At 71.2% G+C, this 18,663-nt stretch carries 14 protein-coding genes; 10 read left to right on the forward strand and 4 right to left on the reverse strand.

Annotated features, from left to right (window positions below; all coding sequences use genetic code 11):
- From atpD to ACFRCG_RS21825, 3 genes are all read left to right on the forward strand, one after another.
- Positions 1-1,449 (forward strand): F0F1 ATP synthase subunit beta, encoded by a 1,449-nt coding sequence (gene atpD, locus ACFRCG_RS21815; protein ID WP_380033777.1) that lies wholly within the window; start codon positions 1-3, stop codon positions 1,447-1,449.
- Between the two features lie 207 nt (positions 1,450-1,656).
- A complete protein-coding gene (locus ACFRCG_RS21820; RefSeq protein ID WP_078975425.1) occupies positions 1,657-2,028 on the forward strand; it encodes a F0F1 ATP synthase subunit epsilon in 372 nt (123 codons plus the stop codon).
- A 79-nt stretch (positions 2,029-2,107) separates the two neighbouring features.
- Complete coding sequence (locus tag ACFRCG_RS21825; protein ID WP_380033779.1) at positions 2,108-2,683, forward strand: DUF2550 domain-containing protein; 576 nt, start codon at positions 2,108-2,110, stop codon at positions 2,681-2,683.
- A 15-nt stretch (positions 2,684-2,698) separates the two neighbouring features.
- Here the strand turns inward: ACFRCG_RS21825 and ACFRCG_RS21830 are convergent, their stop codons facing one another.
- Positions 2,699-3,271 (reverse strand): cob(I)yrinic acid a,c-diamide adenosyltransferase, encoded by a 573-nt coding sequence (locus tag ACFRCG_RS21830; RefSeq protein WP_078975424.1) that lies wholly within the window; start codon positions 3,269-3,271, stop codon positions 2,699-2,701.
- An 88-nt stretch (positions 3,272-3,359) separates the two neighbouring features.
- Here ACFRCG_RS21830 and murA point away from each other — a divergent pair, with 88 nt between their 5' ends.
- The 4 genes from murA to ACFRCG_RS21850 all read left to right on the forward strand — a co-directional run bounded on the left by murA (position 3,360) and on the right by ACFRCG_RS21850 (position 8,316).
- The gene (murA, locus tag ACFRCG_RS21835; RefSeq protein WP_380033780.1) at positions 3,360-4,640 is read left to right on the forward strand and encodes a UDP-N-acetylglucosamine 1-carboxyvinyltransferase; all 1,281 of its coding nucleotides are present in this window, start codon (positions 3,360-3,362) and stop codon (positions 4,638-4,640) included.
- 112 nt (positions 4,641-4,752) lie between these two features.
- A complete protein-coding gene (locus tag ACFRCG_RS21840) occupies positions 4,753-5,601 on the forward strand; it encodes a 3-hydroxyacyl-CoA dehydrogenase family protein (protein WP_380033782.1) in 849 nt (282 codons plus the stop codon).
- 159 nt (positions 5,602-5,760) lie between these two features.
- The gene (locus ACFRCG_RS21845; protein ID WP_380033784.1) at positions 5,761-6,066 is read left to right on the forward strand and encodes an STAS domain-containing protein; all 306 of its coding nucleotides are present in this window, start codon (positions 5,761-5,763) and stop codon (positions 6,064-6,066) included.
- Between the two features lie 282 nt (positions 6,067-6,348).
- Entirely contained in the window at positions 6,349-8,316 is a 1,968-nt protein-coding gene (locus ACFRCG_RS21850; RefSeq protein WP_380033831.1) for a protein meaA, read from the forward strand.
- Positions 8,317-8,598: 282 nt separating this feature from the next.
- Here the strand turns inward: ACFRCG_RS21850 and ACFRCG_RS21855 are convergent, their stop codons facing one another.
- The gene (locus ACFRCG_RS21855; RefSeq protein WP_380033786.1) at positions 8,599-11,568 is read right to left on the reverse strand and encodes a LamG-like jellyroll fold domain-containing protein; all 2,970 of its coding nucleotides are present in this window, start codon (positions 11,566-11,568) and stop codon (positions 8,599-8,601) included.
- 530 nt (positions 11,569-12,098) lie between these two features.
- Between ACFRCG_RS21855 and ACFRCG_RS21860 the strand changes: the two genes are divergently transcribed.
- Positions 12,099-14,522, forward strand: a complete 2,424-nt coding sequence (locus ACFRCG_RS21860; protein WP_380033788.1) for a hypothetical protein — start codon at positions 12,099-12,101, stop codon at positions 14,520-14,522.
- 42 nt (positions 14,523-14,564) lie between these two features.
- Here the strand turns inward: ACFRCG_RS21860 and ACFRCG_RS21865 are convergent, their stop codons facing one another.
- Positions 14,565-15,584, reverse strand: coding sequence for an LLM class flavin-dependent oxidoreductase (locus ACFRCG_RS21865; protein WP_380033790.1), 1,020 nt, complete (start codon positions 15,582-15,584; stop codon positions 14,565-14,567).
- 375 nt (positions 15,585-15,959) lie between these two features.
- On the opposite strand from ACFRCG_RS21865, the gene ACFRCG_RS21870 reads away from it, so the two are divergent.
- Both ACFRCG_RS21870 and ACFRCG_RS21875 read left to right on the forward strand, forming a co-directional pair.
- Positions 15,960-17,735: a 3-hydroxyacyl-CoA dehydrogenase family protein gene (locus tag ACFRCG_RS21870; protein ID WP_380033791.1), complete on the forward strand. Its 1,776-nt coding sequence runs from the start codon at positions 15,960-15,962 to the stop codon at positions 17,733-17,735.
- A gap of 117 nt (positions 17,736-17,852) precedes the next feature.
- Positions 17,853-18,152 carry a hypothetical protein gene (locus ACFRCG_RS21875; protein ID WP_126637299.1) on the forward strand — a complete coding sequence of 100 codons (300 nt, stop codon included), beginning with the start codon at positions 17,853-17,855 and terminating at the stop codon, positions 18,150-18,152.
- Here the strand turns inward: ACFRCG_RS21875 and ACFRCG_RS21880 are convergent.
- The gene (locus ACFRCG_RS21880; protein WP_380033793.1) at positions 18,136-18,579 is read right to left on the reverse strand and encodes a hypothetical protein; all 444 of its coding nucleotides are present in this window, start codon (positions 18,577-18,579) and stop codon (positions 18,136-18,138) included. The genes ACFRCG_RS21875 and ACFRCG_RS21880 overlap by 17 nt on opposite strands.
- Positions 18,580-18,663: the final 84 nt, after the last annotated feature.

Raw genomic sequence — 18,663 nt, forward strand, 5'->3', positions numbered from 1 at the left:
ATGACTGCCACTGTTGAGACGGCCGCTGCCACGGGCCGCGTCGCCCGCGTCATCGGCCCGGTCGTCGACGTGGAGTTCCCCGTCGACGCGATGCCGGAGATCTACAACGCGCTGTACGTCGACCTGGACCTCACGGAGCAGGGCGAGGGCGAGGGCAAGACCACGCTCACCCTCGAGGTCGAGCAGCACCTTGCCGACGGCATCGTGCGCGCGATCTCCATGCAGCCCACCGACGGCCTCGTTCGCGGCGCCGTCGTCACCGACTCGGGCGCGCAGATCTCGGTTCCCGTCGGCGACGTCACCAAGGGCCACGTGTTCAACGCCCTCGGCGAGGTCCTGGACGTGGACCGGGCGACCTTCGAGGTCACCGAGCGCTGGCCGATCCACCGCCAGGCGCCGGCCTTCGACCAGCTCGACTCGAAGACCGAGATGTTCGAGACCGGCATCAAGGTCATCGACCTGCTCACCCCGTACGTCAAGGGTGGCAAGATCGGCCTGTTCGGCGGTGCGGGTGTCGGCAAGACGGTGCTCATCCAGGAGATGATCGTCCGTGTCGCCCGTCTGCACGAGGGTGTGTCGGTGTTCGCCGGCGTCGGCGAGCGCACTCGTGAGGGCAACGACCTGATCGAGGAAATGAAGGAAGCGGGCGTCTTCGAGCAGACGGCGCTCGTCTTCGGCCAGATGGACGAGCCCCCGGGCACCCGTCTGCGCGTGGCGCTGTCCGGTCTGACCATGGCGGAGTACTTCCGCGATGTGCAGAAGCAGGACGTGCTGCTCTTCATCGACAACATCTTCCGGTTCACCCAGGCCGGTTCCGAGGTGTCGACGCTGCTCGGCCGCATGCCCTCCGCGGTGGGTTACCAGCCGACGCTCGCCGACGAGATGGGCACCCTCCAGGAGCGCATCACCTCGACCCGCGGTCACTCGATCACCTCGATGCAGGCGATCTACGTCCCCGCGGACGACCTGACCGACCCGGCCCCGGCCACGACGTTCGCGCACCTCGACGCCACGACGGTGCTCTCGCGTCCGATCTCCGAGCTGGGCATCTACCCGGCCGTGGACCCGCTGGACTCGACGTCCCGGATCCTGGACCCGCGCTACGTCGCGCAGGACCACTACGACTGTGCGATGCGCGTCAAGAGCATCCTGCAGAAGTACAAGGACCTCCAGGACATCATCGCGATTCTGGGTATGGACGAGCTGTCCGAAGAGGACAAGCTCACCGTGCACCGCGCGCGTCGCATCCAGCGCTTCCTGTCGCAGAACACCCACGTGGCGAAGCAGTTCACCGGGCTCGACGGATCGGACGTCCCGCTGTCCGAGACCATCGAGGCGTTCAACGCGATCGCCGACGGCAAGTACGACCACGCTCCCGAGCAGGCGTTCTTCATGCTCGGTGGGCTGGACGACCTCGAGAAGAAGATCGCCGAGCTCAACAAGGGCTGACGATCGCCTGATCGACGAGGGGCGGTCCCGCACGGGTCCGCCCCTCGTGTCGGTTCCCGGTACCCGCCGCGCGCGGATACCGGAAACCCGCCGGCGTTCGAGCCGGTTGGAGCCAGGCCCGTCCGGGCCACTATCCTTGGACACCACCCGCCCCTCGAGGGCGGAGGCGAAGACCCGCGTGTCTTCGACCCGACATGAGGAGCCACGTTGGCTGAGCTGCACGTCGAGCTGGTCGCGGCCGACCGCAAGGTGTGGTCCGGCGAGGCCACCATCGTCATCGCACGCACCGCGGACGGTGACATCGGCATCCAGGCCGGTCACCAGCCGGTCCTCGGAGTGCTCGAATCCGGCCCGGTGACGATCCGTCAGGCCGACGGTTCGGTCGTCATCGCGGCGGTCCACGGCGGGTTCATCTCGTTCGCGGACAACAATCTCTCGCTGCTCGCCGAGATCACCGAGCTGGCCGACGAGATCGATGTCGCCCGCGCGGAGCGGGCGCTCGAGCGCGCCGGCGCGGCGAAGGACGCGGGCGCCGAGCGGCGCGCGGAAACGCGTCTGCTCGCCGCCCAGCGGCGCTAGATCCGGTAGCGGCACCAGAGCCCGGACCGACACACGGCCGGGACCACTGCTCAACGCGCGAACGAGGAGGTCGATCGGGATGGTCCTCGTCGTGCTGAGCGTGGTGTCGGCCGTCGTCGTGGTGTTGGTCGTCGGTGTCGCGGCGTTCGCGTTGCGTCGTCGACTCATCCAGCGACCGGGCGGCACCTTCGACTGTTCGTTGCGTACGCGCCCACCGGTATCCCCGGCCGGCGCAGCCGGATCCACCGCCGCGGCGTCCCCCGGACAGACTCCGGGAGGCGCCGCGTCGTCGTCCCCGGAGGGTGCCGGGAAGGCACCGGCGGACGACGATCCGGCCGCGCCGTCGGCCGATCCGGACCACGGCAAGGGCTGGGTCTTCGGGATCGCCCGCTACAGCGGCGACCGGATCGAGTGGTTCCGGGTGTTCAGCTACGCGCCGCGCCCGCGTCGGGTGTTGCAGCGCGCGGGCATCCATGTGATCGGTCGGCGGGAGCCGGCCGGCCAGGAGGAGTTGGCGCTGCTCGCCGGCGCGGTGATCCTGGTCTGCGAACACGCCGGCGACCGGATCGAACTGGCCCTGAGCGACGACGCGTTGACCGGCTTCCTGGCCTGGTTGGAAGCGGCGCCGCCGGGACAACGCGTCAACGTCGCCTAGCGAGTGCCGGCCGGTTCAGCGATTGGCGCCCGGTACCCACAACACGTCGCCGACCTCGCGGTTGGCGTGTCGGGCGAGAATGAACAGCAGGTCGGACAGGCGGTTGAGGTACTTCACCGTCAGCGGGTTCATCGAGTCGCCGTGCACCTCCAGGGCCGCCCACGTGGTGCGCTCGGCACGGCGGGCGACGGTGCGGGCCTGGTGCAGCAGGGCAGCGCCCGGGGTGCCGCCGTTGAGAATGAAGCTGCGCAGCTTCTCCAGGTTCTCGTTGTACGCGTCGCAGGCCGCCTCCAGGGCGTCGATGTAGCTCTGCTCGACCCGCAGCGGCGGATACTTGGGGTCCTCGACCACCGGGGTGGACAGGTCGGCGCCCAGGTCGAACAGGTCGTTCTGGACGCGGGTGAGCAGCGTGACGACGTCCTCGTCGAGGTTGCCGAGCGAGAGCGCGACGCCGATCACCGCGTTCGTCTCGTCCACGTCGGCGTAGGCCGCGAGCCGCGGGTCGGTCTTGGCCGTGCGCGACATGTCGCCGAGGGCGGTGGTGCCGTCGTCGCCGGTGCGGGTGTAGATCCGGGTGAGGTTGACCATGTACGCACCCTAACGGCGCGCCCGCGTCTGGCTTTGTCCCGGCTTGGTGCCGTCCGTGGACGGGCCCCGGAATCAGTACGATTCTCCGATGGACAGGTTCCGGGTGACAGGTGGTCAGCGGCTCGCCGGCGAGGTGCGGATCACGGGCGCGAAGAACAGCGCGCTGAAATTGATGGCGGCCGCGTTGCTCGCGGAGGGCACCACGGTGCTGGAGGAGGCTCCCCGGATCCTCGACGTCGAGATCATGAGCGAGTTGTTGCGGCGCCTCGGGTGCGAGGTCGAGGGCGAGACCACCGGGACGGTGCGGATCGACGTGCCGGCCGCGCCGCGTTTCGAGGCCGACTACGACCTGGTGCGCAGCATGCGGGCGTCGATCTGCGTGCTCGGGCCGCTGCTCGCGCGCTGCGGTGAGGTGCACGTCGCCTACCCGGGTGGGGACGCGATCGGCTCGCGCGGCCTGGACATGCACATCGAGGGCCTGGTCAAGCTCGGCGCGACCGTGGAGAACTCGCACGGCGTGCTGATCGCCAAGGCGCCGAAGGGATTGAAGGGCACCACGGTCTGGCTGGACTTCCCCAGCGTCGGCGCGACCGAGAACATCCTGATGGCCGCGGTCCTGGCCGACGGGCGCACGGTGATCGACAACGCGGCCCGCGAGCCGGAGATCGTGGACATCTGCGCGATGCTCACCGAGATGGGCGCGCGGATCGAGGGCGCGGGCTCGTCCACCCTGGAGATCGAGGGTGTCGACGGGCTCAAGCCGGTGCGCCACCGCACCGTCCCGGACCGGATCGTGGCCTGCACCTTCGCGGTCGCGGCGGCGATGACGCTGGGCGATGTGACGGTGCGCAACGCGCATCCGGAACATCTGGAGATCGCGCTCGACAAGCTGACCCTCGCCGGCGCCGAGGTCTCGCACGTGGGGGACGGCTTCCGGGTGGTGATGGACCGGCGGCCGAAGGCGGTGGACGTGGTGACGCTGCCCTACCCGGGGTTCGCGACCGACATGCAGCCGTTCTTCGCGGCGATGAACTCGATCGCCGAGGGCTCGGCGATGATCACCGAGAACCTTTTCGAGGCACGGTTCGTGTTCCTCCAGGAACTGCTCCGGCTCGGCGCGTCGATCCGCACCGACGGGCACCACGCGATCGTGCGCGGGGTGGAACAGCTGTCCGGTGCACCGGTGTTGACCGCCGACATCCGCGCGGGCGCGGGTCTGGTGCTGGCCGGTCTGGTGGCCGACGGGGACACCACGGTGAGCGGGGTGCACCACATCGACCGCGGCTACACGGGCCTGGAGGTACAACTCCAGTCGCTCGGCGCGAAGATCGTCCGGGAGCCGGAGCCGGAGAGTACCTCGCGTTTCTGACGGGTCGTCAGGTGGGGGTGCGCGGATCCCGGGGCCGCTGCGGCTACGCTCCGGGCGAAGGGCGTTCGTGTGTGGACGCCGGCTCGGGATCGTGTACTGGAGAGGTTGCGCAGTGACCAAGAAGATCGCCGTCATCGGGGCCGGGTTGATGGGATCGGGCATCGCCCAGGTCGCCGCCCGGGCGGGCCACACCGTCGTGCTGCGCGATGTCACCGACGCCGCGCTGGCCCGCGGTCTGAGCGGGATCGAGGCCTCGTTCGAGAAGTTCACGGCCAAGGGCACGCTGACCGCGGAGGACGCCTCGGCGGCGCTCGCCCGGATCACCACCACGATCGACCTGGACGCGGTGGCGGACGCGGACGTCGTGGTCGAGGCGGTGTTCGAGAAGGTCGAGATCAAGCAGGGCGTATTTCGCGAACTGGACCGCATCTGCAGGGCCGACGCGGTGCTCGCGACCAACACCTCCGCGATCCCGATCACCGAGATCGCCGCGGTCACCGGCCGCCCGGAGGCGGTGGTCGGCATGCACTTCTTCTCCCCGGTACCGCTGATGAAATTGTGCGAACTGGTCCGCGGCTTCAAGACCTCCGACGAGACGCTGGCCGCCGCGCGGGAACTCGCCGAGGAGATGGGCAAGACCTGCATCGTGGTCAACCGGGACGTGGCCGGCTTCGTGACCACCCGACTGATCACCGCGCTCACCGTCGAGGCGGTCAAGCTGTACGAGGCGGGCGTGGCCACCGCCGAGGACATCGACATCGCCTGCCGGCTCGGTTTCGGACACGCGATGGGCCCGCTGGCCACCGCGGACCTCACCGGCGTGGACATCATGCGCAACGCGACGAGCAACATCTACACCGAGACCAAGGACGAGAAGTTCGCGCCGCCGGAGCTGCTGAACCGTATGGTGGCCGCGGGCGACCTGGGTCGCAAGTCCGGCAAGGGTTTCTACGCCTACTGAGCGGGCCGTGCGACGGGTGGTGCGCAATCGGCGCATCATCCGATCAATCGTCACCGGTACGAGTGAAGTCCACTGTGATGAGTGAGGATTATCGGGTTTTGGGTGTTCTGCTGGGGAGTCGAACCGTCGGCGAACGGACGGACTCCCCAGGAGGAGACGATGCGCGTTTGGGGCGACCCGCGTGAGCTGCACTTGGAAGGCGTGCTCGACGTGCGGTCCACCGCCGACGTCCGGTTGGCGCTGCACGACGCGCTGGACCACGGCGACGGCGACCTGATTCTCAACCTCACCCACGTGCCCGCGCTGGACACCACCGGCCTGGGCCTGATCGTCGGCGCGCATCGGCGCGCGGGCCGACGCGAGCGTCGACTGGTGCTGATCGGGGTCAATCCCGACGTGCACCGCGTCCTGGTGCTGACTCGATTGCACCGCATCCTCACCCTCCGCCAACCCACCGCGGCCTGATGGGACGGTGCGTCGACCGGCGCCGACACACTGTCAGGCAGGCCGGGAAACGACTTGCGGGCTGTGGTCGATCACACCTGTCCGGAGCTGTTACCCGTCAGTACACTCCGTGGTAAGCAGGGCCGAACCAGGCGCGGTGACAGCGGACCAGCGGGGTTGCCCAGGCCGGTAGTCGCCGAGGTCCGGTCGGCCCGGAACCTCCGGAGGTATTCCGTGGCGAGCCAGACGCCCTCAGCTCAGCCCTCGCAGCCGACCCCGGTCGAGCGCGACCGCCCCTGGGTCATGCGCACCTACGCCGGTCACTCCTCGGCCGCCGCGTCCAACGCGCTGTACCGCCGCAACCTGGCCAAGGGCCAGACCGGTCTGTCCGTGGCCTTCGACCTGCCCACCCAGACCGGCTACGACCCCGACCACGAACTCTCCCGCGGCGAGGTGGGCAAGGTCGGCGTACCGATCTCGCACATCGGCGACATGCGCGAACTCCTGGACGGCATCCCCGTCGAGGGCATGAACACCTCGATGACGATCAACGCGACCGCGCTGTGGCTGCTCGCGCTGTATCAGGTGGTCGCGGAGGAGCAGGGCGCCGACGTCGCCAAGCTCACGGGCACCACGCAGAACGACATCATCAAGGAATACCTCTCGCGCGGGACCTACGTCTTCCCGCCCGGCCCCTCGCTGAAGCTGATCACCGACACGGTCGCCTACACCGTCTCGCACCTGCCCAAGTGGAACCCGACCAACATCTGCAGCTACCACCTCCAGGAGGCGGGCGCGACGCCGGTGCAGGAGATCGCCTACGCGATGTGCACCGCGATCGCCGTGCTGGACGCGGTCCGCGACTCCGGGCAGGTGCCGCAGGAGCGCATGGGCGACGTGGTCCAGCGCATCTCCTTCTTCGTCAACGCCGGTGTGCGCTTCGTCGAGGAGATGTGCAAGATGCGGGCGTTCGTGCAGCTGTGGGACGAACTCACGCTGGAGCGCTACGGCGTGCGCGACGCCCGACAGCGCCGGTTCCGCTACGGCGTACAGGTCAACTCGCTCGGGCTGACCGAGGCGCAGCCGGAGAACAACGTCCAGCGCATAGTGCTGGAGATGTTGGCCGTGACGCTGTCCAAGGACGCCCGGGCCCGCGCGGTACAGCTGCCGGCCTGGAACGAGGCGCTCGGGCTGCCCCGGCCGTGGGACCAGCAGTGGTCGTTGCGGATCCAGCAGGTGCTGGCCTACGAGTCGGACCTGCTGGAGTACGGCGACATCTTCACCGGCTCGCATGTGATCGAGGCCAAGGTCGCGGACCTGGTGGCGGGCGCGCGCGAGGAGATCGACCGGGTGCAGGCGATGGGCGGCGCGGTCGCGGCGATCGAGTCGGGCTACATGAAGTCGCAACTGGTCGGCTCGCACGCGGCCCGGCGGGCCCGGATCGAGGCGGGCGAGGAGGTGGTGGTCGGGGTGAACCGGTTCGAGACCACCGAGGAGAACCCGCTCACCGCGGACCTGGACGCGGCGATCATGAGCGCCGACCCCGACGCCGAGCGCTCGGCGATCGAGAAGGTCCGGGCGTGGCGGCGGGCGCGCGATCCGCAGGCGGCGGAGGCGGCGATGAGGCGGCTGCGCGAGGACGCCCGGTCGTGGAAGGCGGCCGACGCGGTCAACCTGATGCCGGCCACGCTGGCGTGTGTACGGGCCGGGGTGACCACGGGGGAGTGGTCGCAGGCGCTGCGCGAGGAGTTCGGCGAGTATCGCGCGCCGACCGGGGTGTCCGGGGTGGTCGGCGTGCAGGACGGCGCCGGGCTCGGCGAGGTGCGGGGGGCGGTGCGCCGGACCGGGGAGGAACTGGGCGGGCGGCTGCGGTTGTTGGTGGGGAAGCCGGGGCTGGACGGGCACTCGAACGGGGCCGAGCAGATCGCGGTTCGGGCGCGCGATGTCGGGTTCGAGGTGGTGTACCAGGGGATTCGGCTGACGCCTGCCCAGATTGTCGCGGCCGCGGTGGAGGAGGACGTGCACTGTGTGGGGCTGTCCATCCTGTCGGGATCGCATCTGGAGCTGATCCCCGACGTGCTCTCGCGCATGCGCGGCGCGGGGATCGGTGATGTGCCGGTGGTGGTGGGCGGGATCATTCCCGCCGCGGATGCGGCGTCGTTGTCGGCGCAGGGGGTGGCGGCGGTGTTTACGCCGAAGGACTTCGGGATCACGGAGATCATGGGGCGGATTGTTTCGGTGATTCGGGAGGCGAACGGGCTGTCCGCCTGAGTGGGTCGGGCTCGGTCGTGGTGTGGGCCGAGGTCGGCTTGCCGTCCTCAAACGCCGGACGGGCTGGAGTGGGTGGGCTTCGGCTTGTGGCCGGCTTTGTGAGGTCGGTGGGTTTCCTGTGTCCTCAAGCGCCGGACGGGCTGGGGTGGGTGGTGGCTTCTCCTGTGTCCTCAAGCGCCGGACGGGCTGGTTTTGGGTTCGGGTTTGGGCGGGGGTGGGGTTTCCGGTGTTCTCGGGCGCCGGACGGGCTGGGATGGGTCCGTCCGGCGCTCGCGGGTTCGGTTATGGGATCGGGGTGGTCATGTCCGTGGTGATTTCTGTGGGGGTCAGGGCTCGGTTGTAGATGCGGATGTCGTCGATCAGGCCGGCGAAGTGTTCGCCCCAGATGGTGTTTCCGCCGATTCTGAGGGCGCCGCCCTCGTCGATGATCGGGCCGGTGTGTGGGGTGGCCCGGACCTGGACGCCGTTGACGTAGAGGCGCAGGGTGGTGCCGTCGTACGTGGCTGTGAGGTGGGTCCAGGTGTTGGTGGGTAGTGGTGCGGTGCCGTCCGCGTAGGTGTCGTTGTTGGTGCCCGTGGTGTTGATGGACGTGTTGGGTGCGGTGGTGCCGTTCGCGTACAGGGCGTAGGACAGGCCGCCCCCGCGTTCCTTGAGCAGGATCGAGCGCCAGCCGGTGATCGTGGTGGGTTTGACCCACGCCTCCAGGGTCATGCCCGCCGTGAGGGTCAGGCGAGCGCTGTGCGGGACCGTGACCATCGATGAAGTGCCGTTGAAGGAAAGGGCGTTGCCGGTACGACCGGGTACCCATGCGGCGCCGGCGACGGTGCCGTCGTTGCCCTGTCCGGTGCCGTCGACTAGGACCGTGCCGCCGGCGGCGTTGAAGCCGTACCGCGCCATCAGCCCGGGTACCGGCCCGTCGACCTCGCGGAACGTGGCGGTCAGGGTGAGCGGTGTCGCGGGCGCGGTGATGTTGTGTGCCGCCGCGCCGCCGTCGGACCACGACGCGAACTCGTAGCGTTTGCCGTTCAGCGTCTGCGGCGACGGCGCCGCGATCGACGAGGTGCCGCCGACGATCACCGTGCCGGTGAACGGTGCCGGGCGCTGGGACGAGAACAGGCCCAGGGTCAGGCCGGGCGGATTCGAGGCGAGGGTGATGTCCACCGTCCGCGGATCCAGGCGCACGCTCGTGGTCCCGGTCAGGCCGCCGGAGTCGGTTGCGGTCAATCGCAGTTCCAGCCAGGACGGATACTCGTGGTCGACCGCGGTGAAGGTGCCGGAGGCGCCGTCCTGTGCGGTGATCTGGTGCTCGTGGCAGCTGGTCGGCGTGGTGCAGTGGTGCATGACGATGCGCCAGTTCAGGCCGCTGCCGGGAATGGCGCCGTCCTGGGGGTCGGTCGCGTGCCCGGTGAAGGCGATCGGGTCGCCCACCTTCCAGGTCAGCGTCGACGCCGGGGAGTCGATCACCGGTACCGGCGGCGAGTTGCCGGCGGTGACGGTGATCGGGGCGGAGTCGCCGGTCAGCCCGACCGGGTCGGTCACCCGCAACCTGGCGCGATAGGTGCCGGGCACGGTGTACGTGTACGACGGGTTCGCCGCGGTCGAGTCGTCGAACGCGCCGTCGCCGTCGAGGTCCCACGCGTACGTGAGGGTCTCGCCCGGATCCGGGTCGGTGGAGGCGGATCCGGTGAAGGCCACGGTCAGCGGGGTGCTCCCGGTGGTCGGCGTGGCCGAGGCGACCGCGGTGGGCGCGCTGCCGGTGTAGCGGATCCGGTGGATCGCGCCGTCCTCGAAGCCGACGTAGTACACGTCGCCCTCGGGGCCGGTGGTCAGCTGCACCGGATTGGCGTTGGTGACGAAGACCTGGCGCGTGGCCGGGTCCGGAAGGCCGTCGGCGCCCGCGCGCATGCTCCAGACGCACCGCCGACTGTGGTCGGCGAAGAACATCGCGTCGCGGTAGGCGGCGGGGTAGCGCTGTCCGCTGTAGAAGGTCACCCCGGAGATCGCCGAGCCGTTGCCGGTCGGGCAGCCGTCGCCCGGCGTCACCACCGAGCCGTGCCGGTACGCGTAGTAGGGGGCCCGGACCGCGCCGGCGCCCTCCGCGTACAGGTTGGCGCACAGGTTCAGGCCGATCGACTCGTAGCCGCCCTGGCGGGCCGAGCCCTCGTAGCAGGGCCAGCCGAAGTTGGCCACGGCCGTGCTCGACGGGGTCAGCCGGTCGATCTCCTCCCACGTGCTCCAGCCCACGTCGCCGACCCAGACCTCGTTGGTGCCCGGCCGGAAGCCGAACCGGAACGGGTTGCGCAGGCCGGCCGCCACGAGTCGGCGGGCGTTGGCGTCGGCGTTGCCCGCGAGCGGGTTGCCGGGCGCGCCCGCGCCGGTGGCCGGGTCGATCCGGATGATGCTGCCGTTGAGCGCGAACGGATCGCCCGCGGTACGGAAGTCCTGGGCCCGCAGCGCACCGCCCTCGGCGTTCGGCGCGGTCAGTACGGTGCCCACCGCGGCGGTGCCGTCGGCGCACGGATTCGCCGGGATCGGCTCCTTGCCCGGGATCGCGCCGCTCGCCGGGGTCTGCCCGTAGTCCGCCCAGTCGAAGCTGGCCCCGTCCCCGGCGGAGGCGTAAAGGTAGCCGTCCGGGCCGAAGGCGAGCGAGCCGACCGAGTGCGACGGGAACTGCTGGCACCAGCCCTCGACCAGCACCTGCTCGGGACCGGCGGTGTTCCCGGTCGCGGTCAGCCTGCTGATCCGGCCGGTGATCAGACAGCCCTTCGCCTGGGCGCCGGGCGGGTCGGGACACCCGTCGTCGGCGCCGGTGGCGGTGCCCCAGTAGGGCGCGGAGCCGCCGGGGCGCGCGTCGTGCGCGTACATCACGTAAACCGACGGGTCGGTCGGGAAGTTCGGGGCCAGGGCCAGGCCGAGCAGGCCGCGATCCCAGAAGTTGTGCACCTGCGCCCGCAGATCGGTGAACACCGTGGGTGTGGTGTCGGTGGGCGAGTCGAACACCTTGACGACGCCGGACTTCTCGGCGACGAAGATCCGGCCGTCCTTGGCGAAGGCCACGTCGATCGGCTGGGACAGCCCGGTCAGTACCGGTTCGTCGGCGAACTTCGGCGGTACGGCGGCGGCTCGGGCCGTCGCGTCGCGCGCGGTCGGCGGGGAGGCGAAGAGTTCGGGGCCGGGCGGGCGCGTGGATGTGCTCGACGTACTCGTGGTCGCGGCCGGCGATGCGCCGGCCGAGGGTATCGACAGTGCCAAGGAGGCGAACAGCGCGACGGCGCACGCAAGTCGGGTTCGTCCCCGGTGCACCTGCCGTCCCGCGTGTCGCGAGTGTATGGAACCGGACATATATGTCCCCCTGTTCCCCCTGTGCGCCTGGCAGTTGTGGCGCCACATCTGCACCATAGGGTGACTCGCCGGGCGTAGGCCGACTTTTCGGCAACCTCATCCGCCCCCGGTCACCCGCGTGCGCCGGCCCCGTGACCACTTGCGGACGCGCGCGTTGTTGTTGTGAAGAGCGAGCGAAGGTCGACCCGGAGACGGTCCGCTCGACGGCGGGAGGTGGCAAGGTGGAACGTGGTACGAGGGGGAGACACGATGCCCATGCTCGGCCGCCTCGGTGCGCGCCGCGTCGGTGCTCAACGATCTTGTCACGAACCCGGCGCCGGGTATCGGTGCGCCGGCCGCGCCCGGCACACTGATCACCGGTTTCCGCCCCCGGGTGCCCGGACTCGTCCCAGGTCGCGCCGGTGCGTCGAGGAACCACGACGGGGAGCACAGGGAGTGGCATGAACGGCGGCGGCAGGCAACGGCCGGAAGAGGACGGGGAGCAGCACCTCGGGGACGAACCGCCGCGGCCGTCGGCCGGCGACCGGGAGGTCTCCGGGGGCGACCCGTGGAGCGACTCCTGGGGTGACGACGCCTATCTGGACGAGCTGTTCGGACCGCGCCCGGCGCGAGGCGCCTCGGCGCCTCGGCGGGACTCGGACGATTCGGGCGAGTTCGCGACGGACGGCGCGGGCGGGTTCGGGACCGACGGCTCCGGCGGGTTCGGCGGGAGCGCGGCGGGCTTGGACGCCGCGAAGTCGGGTGGGAGCGCTCGCGGGTTCGCGGCGGTCGGGTCGGGCGAGCCGCCTTCGGGGCGGGGCGAGCCGATCCGGATCGACGACGACTGGTCGGACCCGGTCCCGGGCGGGCGGGCCGGCCCCGACGAACCCGGGCCGAGCGTGCTGCGGTTGTACGCGGGCGACCTGCTCCTGACCTTCGGCGGCGCGGACGGCACCGACGTCGCGCCGGTGCCCGCCGGCGCCCGGCCGCCGCGCCCGTCCAGGCTGCCCGGATCGGTGCCCTCGACCGGCCCCGAACCGCTGGGTCGCGACGTCGAGATCGCCGAACTCACCGGGCTGCTGCAACGCGGCACCTCGGTCCGGATCGGCGGATCCGCCTCCAGCGGGCGCACGACGCTGCTGCGCCGGCTCGCCGCGCTCGATCCCGCCCACGCGCCGGACGGGGTGGTCCTGCTCGACGGGCGCCGGCGCGGCCTGGACGACCTGCTCCAGCAACTGCACGACGCGTGCTTCGCCGGACCCGCCTTCCGGCCGACACGTGTGCAACTGGCCCGGATCCTCGCCGACGTGGCCGCCCTCGTGGTGATCGACGACCTGGACATCGGCCAGGAGGACATCGCCGAGCTTCTGCGGATCGCCCCGGAATGCGCTTTCCTGGTGGCCGGGCCCGAGCTGGTCGACCCGATCGCGCGCCGGGATTCGCCGCTGCACGAGATCACCCTGCGCGGCCTGCCGCAGGAGGCGTCCTTCGATCTGCTGCGCCGGGTCGCCGGACGCGAACTCGACGACGAGGAACTGTCCTGGGCCTCCGCCCTGTGGTTCCAGGTGGGCGGCCACCCGGGGCGGTTCGTCCAGGCGGGGGCACTCCTCGCGCGGCGCGAGCGCGGCCGTTACGGGCTGCTCGACGACGGCGCGGCGGACGGCGCCTGCGAGTTGCCCTCGCCCGGGGACCCCCGGCAGTTCGTACCGCGTCTGGTGCCGCTGGTGTCCGCGTCGGCCCAGCAGGTGTTGCGGCTGGCCTCCGCGCTGGACGGCGAACTCCCGGACCCGGTACACCTGCCGGCCCTGACCGGTGCGGTGGACGCGGTGGGCGCCGCCGACGAGTTGGTCGAAGCCGGGCTCGCCGCCTGTGAGTTCGGTCGGTACCGGCTCACCGGGGGCACCGCCGAGGCGGTCGCCTCGATCGTGCGCGGGCCGTCCTCGTGGGCGGTGGCGGCCATACAGCACTTCACCTGGTGGGTCTCCCACCCGTCGGTGACCCCGGCCGAGATCGCCCGCGAGGCGGACACCATCCTGGCCTGCCTGCGCGAGTCCGAGCGGCTGGGCAAGGCCGGTTCGGCGCGGGCGCTGGCCCGGGCGTCGGCGCCCGCGTTCGGCGCCTCGGCGCGGTGGGACACCTGGGGCGAGGTGCTGGAGCTGGGCCTGGCCTCGGCGCGCGAGGCGGGCTCCTCGGCGGCGGCGGAACACGCCTGGTTCCGCCACGAGTTGGCGATCCTGGCATTGTGCACGGGTGATCCGGAGGGCGCGCGCGAGGAGGCGGTGGCCGCCACCCGGATGCGCGACGTCGGCTCGGACAAACGCGGACTGGCCGCGGACCGGCGGGTGTTGGCGCTCGCCGGGGGCGATCGGGCGGCGGTCGCGGCGGTCGGCCGGGAAGGCGCGGCCGGGGCCGAGCGGGGTGGGATCGGTCGGCGCGGCGTGTTGATGACGGCCGGCGCGGCGGTGGTCCTGGTGGTCACCCTGGCGGCGGTGGTCGCGATGGGCTCGGACTCGCCGGATCGGGGCGATCATCGTAATCCGGTGGGTTCGACGGGCTCGGCGACGTACGACCCGAACACGCCGAACCGGGGGCCGGAGGCCGACCCCAAGGTGGACCGGGACAAACCGCCGCCCCCGACGGGCAGCCGCAGGCCGGGGGCGAGTGGGGCGACGTCCTCGGCCGCCACGACGGCCCGCGAGACGACGGCGCCGAACACGAGCGCCCCGGCCACCGCGCCGCGCTCGTCGACTCCGGCCAACTCGGCGTCGCAGAGCGCGAGTTCCGCCCCCGCGAGCACTCCACCCGCCTCCACGCGCGCGCCGTCGCCGACCTCGACGACCCCGCAGTCCCCCGTCGGCGACGTGAAGGTGCCGGTCGGGGGCTGAGCACCACCCGCGCCGGCCGGGGTGGGCGGAGCCGGACTCGGGTCAGTGTGCCGCCTCGCGCAGGACGGGAAGCACCTCCTTGCCGAGGCGGGCCACGTTCTCCAGGGTGCTCGCGCCCACTCCGGCGCCCTCGGCGAACAGCAGGAAACGGTTGATGCCGGTGCGCTCGGCGGTGCGCGAGAGGCGGCGGACGCAGTCGGACGGCGCGCCGACCGGGTGGATGCGACACAGGAAGTCGGTGTACTCGACCGGGTCCCGCATGTGCCGCTGCCGGCCGTCCACCGTCACGTGCGCCGACAGGCCCCGGCGCAGCCACTTGGGCATCGCGTGGCGCAGGACCTCGACCGCCTCGCGCCGGGTGTCCGCGACGTAGGCGACCGCCGCCGCGGCGTGCTCGACCGCCTTCGGGTCCCGCCCGCACGCGGACGCCGCGCACTCGTAGGTGCGGACCATCGCCGCCTTCTCCGCGTCGTCCGCGTGCATCCCCAGGAGCATCGGCAGCCCGTGCCGCGCGGCCAGCGACGCAGTCTCCCGGGAGGTGCACGCGACGATCACCGGAGGGTGCGGGTAGGTGCGCGGACGGGGCACCACCGGCACCTTCCGGAACGAGAAGTGCTCGCCCTCCGCGCCCACCCGCTGGTGGGTCAGCCAGCGCATCAGCAGGTCCAGCGACTCCGCGAACGCCTCGTCGTGCCGCCGCAGCCCGGTGCCGAAGACCTCCAGGTCCACCCACGGCCCGCCACGTCCCACGCCGAGGGTGAAGCGCCCCCCGGACAGCTGGTCGAGCAGCGCGGTCTGCTCGCCCAGGGCCACCGGATGCTGGTTGGACAGGACGCTGATCGCCGTACCCACCCCGATCCGATGGGTACGCCCCAGTAGCATGGAGGCGAAGGTGACCGCCGACGGGCACAACCCATACGGCACGAAATGGTGTTCGGCGATCCACGCCTCGTCGAATCCGGCCTCCTCCGCGGCGATTCCCGCGTCCATGGCGGCGGTGAGCACCGCACCGTGGTCGCCCGCGTCGAACTGCGCCGCCAGCAGGAAGATGCCCACCCTCATCGCGTCCTCCTCGTCGTGTCGTGGCCGATGCCGACCGGCCGGTCCCGCCGGACGTCGCCGGCGGGGGCGGGTGTGGGGGACAGGGCGCCCACACGACAACACAACGCGTGAAGACGCGGGTAGGTAATCCTTCACGCCTGATGGTTTTTTACCCGATCGGGCGGATATCGGCACCCACGACGTCATCCCGTCGAACATGGGACCGAATGTCCGAACGCACGTTCGGGACGGATCGAGGCGAACGGCACATCCCACCGGCCTGTGCCTGTTCGACAGGGACTGCGATACTCCCTGGAAACCCGCGGTACTACTTCGCAGTAACCAAGGCGTACTCCCGGTCGGGAGACGCCATTTCAGCAGCGAGGAGCACAGCAGATGAGCCGTGACATCAGCACGGTCGGCGTGGTCGGCCTGGGCACCATGGGCGCCGGCATCGTCGAGGTCCTGGCCCGGGCCGGACTGACCGTCGTGGGCGTGGACGTCTCCGCCGAGGCCGTCGTGCGCGGCCGGGCCCGGATCGCCGAGTCGACCGCCCGCGCCGCCGCGCGCGGAAAGCTCACGGAAGAGCAGCAGCACGACATCTTCGAGCGGGTCACCCTCGGCACCGACCTGACCGCGGTGGCCTCGGCCGACCTGGTCCTGGAGGCCATACCCGAGCAGCTGGCGCACAAGCAGGCGCTCTTCGCCGAGCTGGACAAGATCTGCGGCCCGGAGACGATCCTGGCCACCAACACCTCGTCGCTGTCGGTCACCGAGTTGTCGGTGGCCACCACCCGCTCCTCGCGCGTGGTCGGGCTGCACTTCTTCAACCCGGCGCCGGTGATGAAGCTGGTCGAGGTGGTCCGCACCGTCGTCACCGAGCCCGACGTGCTCGCCGACGTGGTCGCGCTCGCCGAACGCCTCGGCAAGTCGCCGGTGGTGGCCGGCGACCGGGCCGGGTTCATCGCCAACGGGTTGTTGTTCGCCTACCTCAACCACGCGGCGTCGATGTACGAGCAGAAGTACGCGACGCGCGAGGACATCGACGCGGCCATGCGCTTCGGCTGCGGCCTGCCGATGGGTCCGCTCGCGGTGCTCGACCTGGTCGGGATCGATACGGCGTACGAGATCCTGGAGCAGATGTATCGCCAGTCGCGCGATCGCCTGCACGCGCCCGCGCCGATCCTGAAGCAGATGCGCACCGCGGGGCTGCTCGGGCGCAAGAGCGGTCGCGGCTTCTACACCTACGAGCAGGCCGGATCCCCGGTCGTGGTGGCCGAGCCGGGCGGGGCCGCGGCGGTCGCCGGCACCCCTCGTGAGGTGCACGCGGTGGGCGTGGTCGGTACCGGCACGATGGCCACGGGCATCGTCGAGGTGTTCGCCAAGTCCGGCTACGACGTGGTCTATGTGGCGCGCAGCGAGGAGAAGGTCGAGCGGGTGCGCGGGGCGCTGGTGCGCTCCCTGGACAAGCAGATCCAGCGCGGTCGGCTGACCGAGGAGGCCAAGGCCGAGGCGCTGGCCCGGGTGACCGGTACCACCCGGCTCGACGATCTCGCCTTCGCCGACCTCGTGGTGGAGGCGGTGGTCGAGGAACTGTCGGTGAAGCAGGCCCTGTTCGAGAACTTCGACGAGATCTGCAAGCCCGGCGCGATCCTGGCCACCACCACCTCCTCGCTGCCGGTGATCGACTGCGCGGTGGCCACCTCGCGGCCCGCCGACGTGGTCGGCATGCACTTCTTCAACCCGGCCCCGGTGATGAAGCTGGTCGAGGTGGTGCGGACGGTGGCCACCTCCGACGACGTGGTGGCGACCATCCACGAGGTGTGTCGACGCACCCGCAAGCACGCGGTGGACTGCGGGGACCGGGCGGGCTTCATCGTCAACGCGCTGCTGTTCCCGTACCTGAACGACGCGGTGCGCATGCTCCAGGCCAACTACGCCGGCGCCGACGACATCGACACGGCGATCAAGCTGGGCGCGGGGTATCCGATGGGCCCGTTCGAACTGCTCGACGTGGTCGGGCTCGACGTCTCGCTGGCCATCCAGAAGGTGCTGTTCGCGGAGTTCCGCGAGCCGGGCTGGTCGCCGGTGCCGCTGCTCGAACACCTGGTCACGGCGGGCTATCTCGGGCGCAAGACCGGGCGGGGCTTCCGGGACTACGCGAAGCGGTAGGCGGTCGCCGGGCGGGCGGGCGGCCGGCCGGACCGCGCCGGGCGGCGCGCCGGGCGGAAGTAAGTAGTACGAGAGGGGTACGGGCGCATGCGGTGCGTGCACCCGTACCCTTTTTGTGTGCCGCGTCGTAACAAGCCAACCAGCCGCTCCCGGTCCGTCGACCGGGGCGAGCCCCGCGATCCCGGCCTCGGTTTCGAGGAGCGCGAGTCGGGGGCCGACGGGGAGTGGCTGGTGCGCCCGATCAGCGGGCAGGCCGCGACCAAGACCTATCGGTGCCCGGGGTGCGACCACGAGATCGCCCCGGGCGTGCCGCACGTGGTGGCGTGGTCCGCCGACGGGCGGGTCGAGGAGCGTCGGCACTGGCACCGGCCGTGCTGGAACAGCCGAGGGCAGCGGCGGATCACCCGACGGCGGTAGCGGCCTCGTCGACGGCCGGCGCCCGGGTGCCCCGGGCGGGTCGGGTGGCGGCGGTGGCGACGCCCAGGAGGGCGAGCGCGGGTACGGTCACCGCGAGGACGAGCGGGACGAGCAGCGCGGCGGCGGAGACGGCCACGTGCAGGCCGGCCGAGCCGATCAGGCCGGCCCGGGAGCCGGCGCCGGTACGCAGTCGGTCGCGCAGGTTGAGCGCGGCCCAGACCGACCAGATCGCGACGACCAGGCCGAGCAGCGCGAAGAAGCCGATGCCGACCGTGCCGACCAGCGCGCTGTTGTCGGTGCCGCGGTCGTCCAGGGCCTTCAGGACCAGGATCGGCGCGACCACGCCGCAGCCGAGGACCGCGGCCACCGCTTCGGCGAACAAGGTCGCGATGGCCGCGTACGTCACGATCCCCCGGGTGAACGTCATAACGCGCGATCGTGCCGGTTGGGCGAGGGTTTGTCGAGAGTGCGTTCGAGAGGTCGGGGCGTAACCCGTGCCATTCCCCGGCCG

The organism is Embleya sp. NPDC056575, from assembly GCF_042793325.1.
In the GTDB taxonomy this organism is placed as follows: domain Bacteria; phylum Actinomycetota; class Actinomycetes; order Streptomycetales; family Streptomycetaceae; genus Embleya.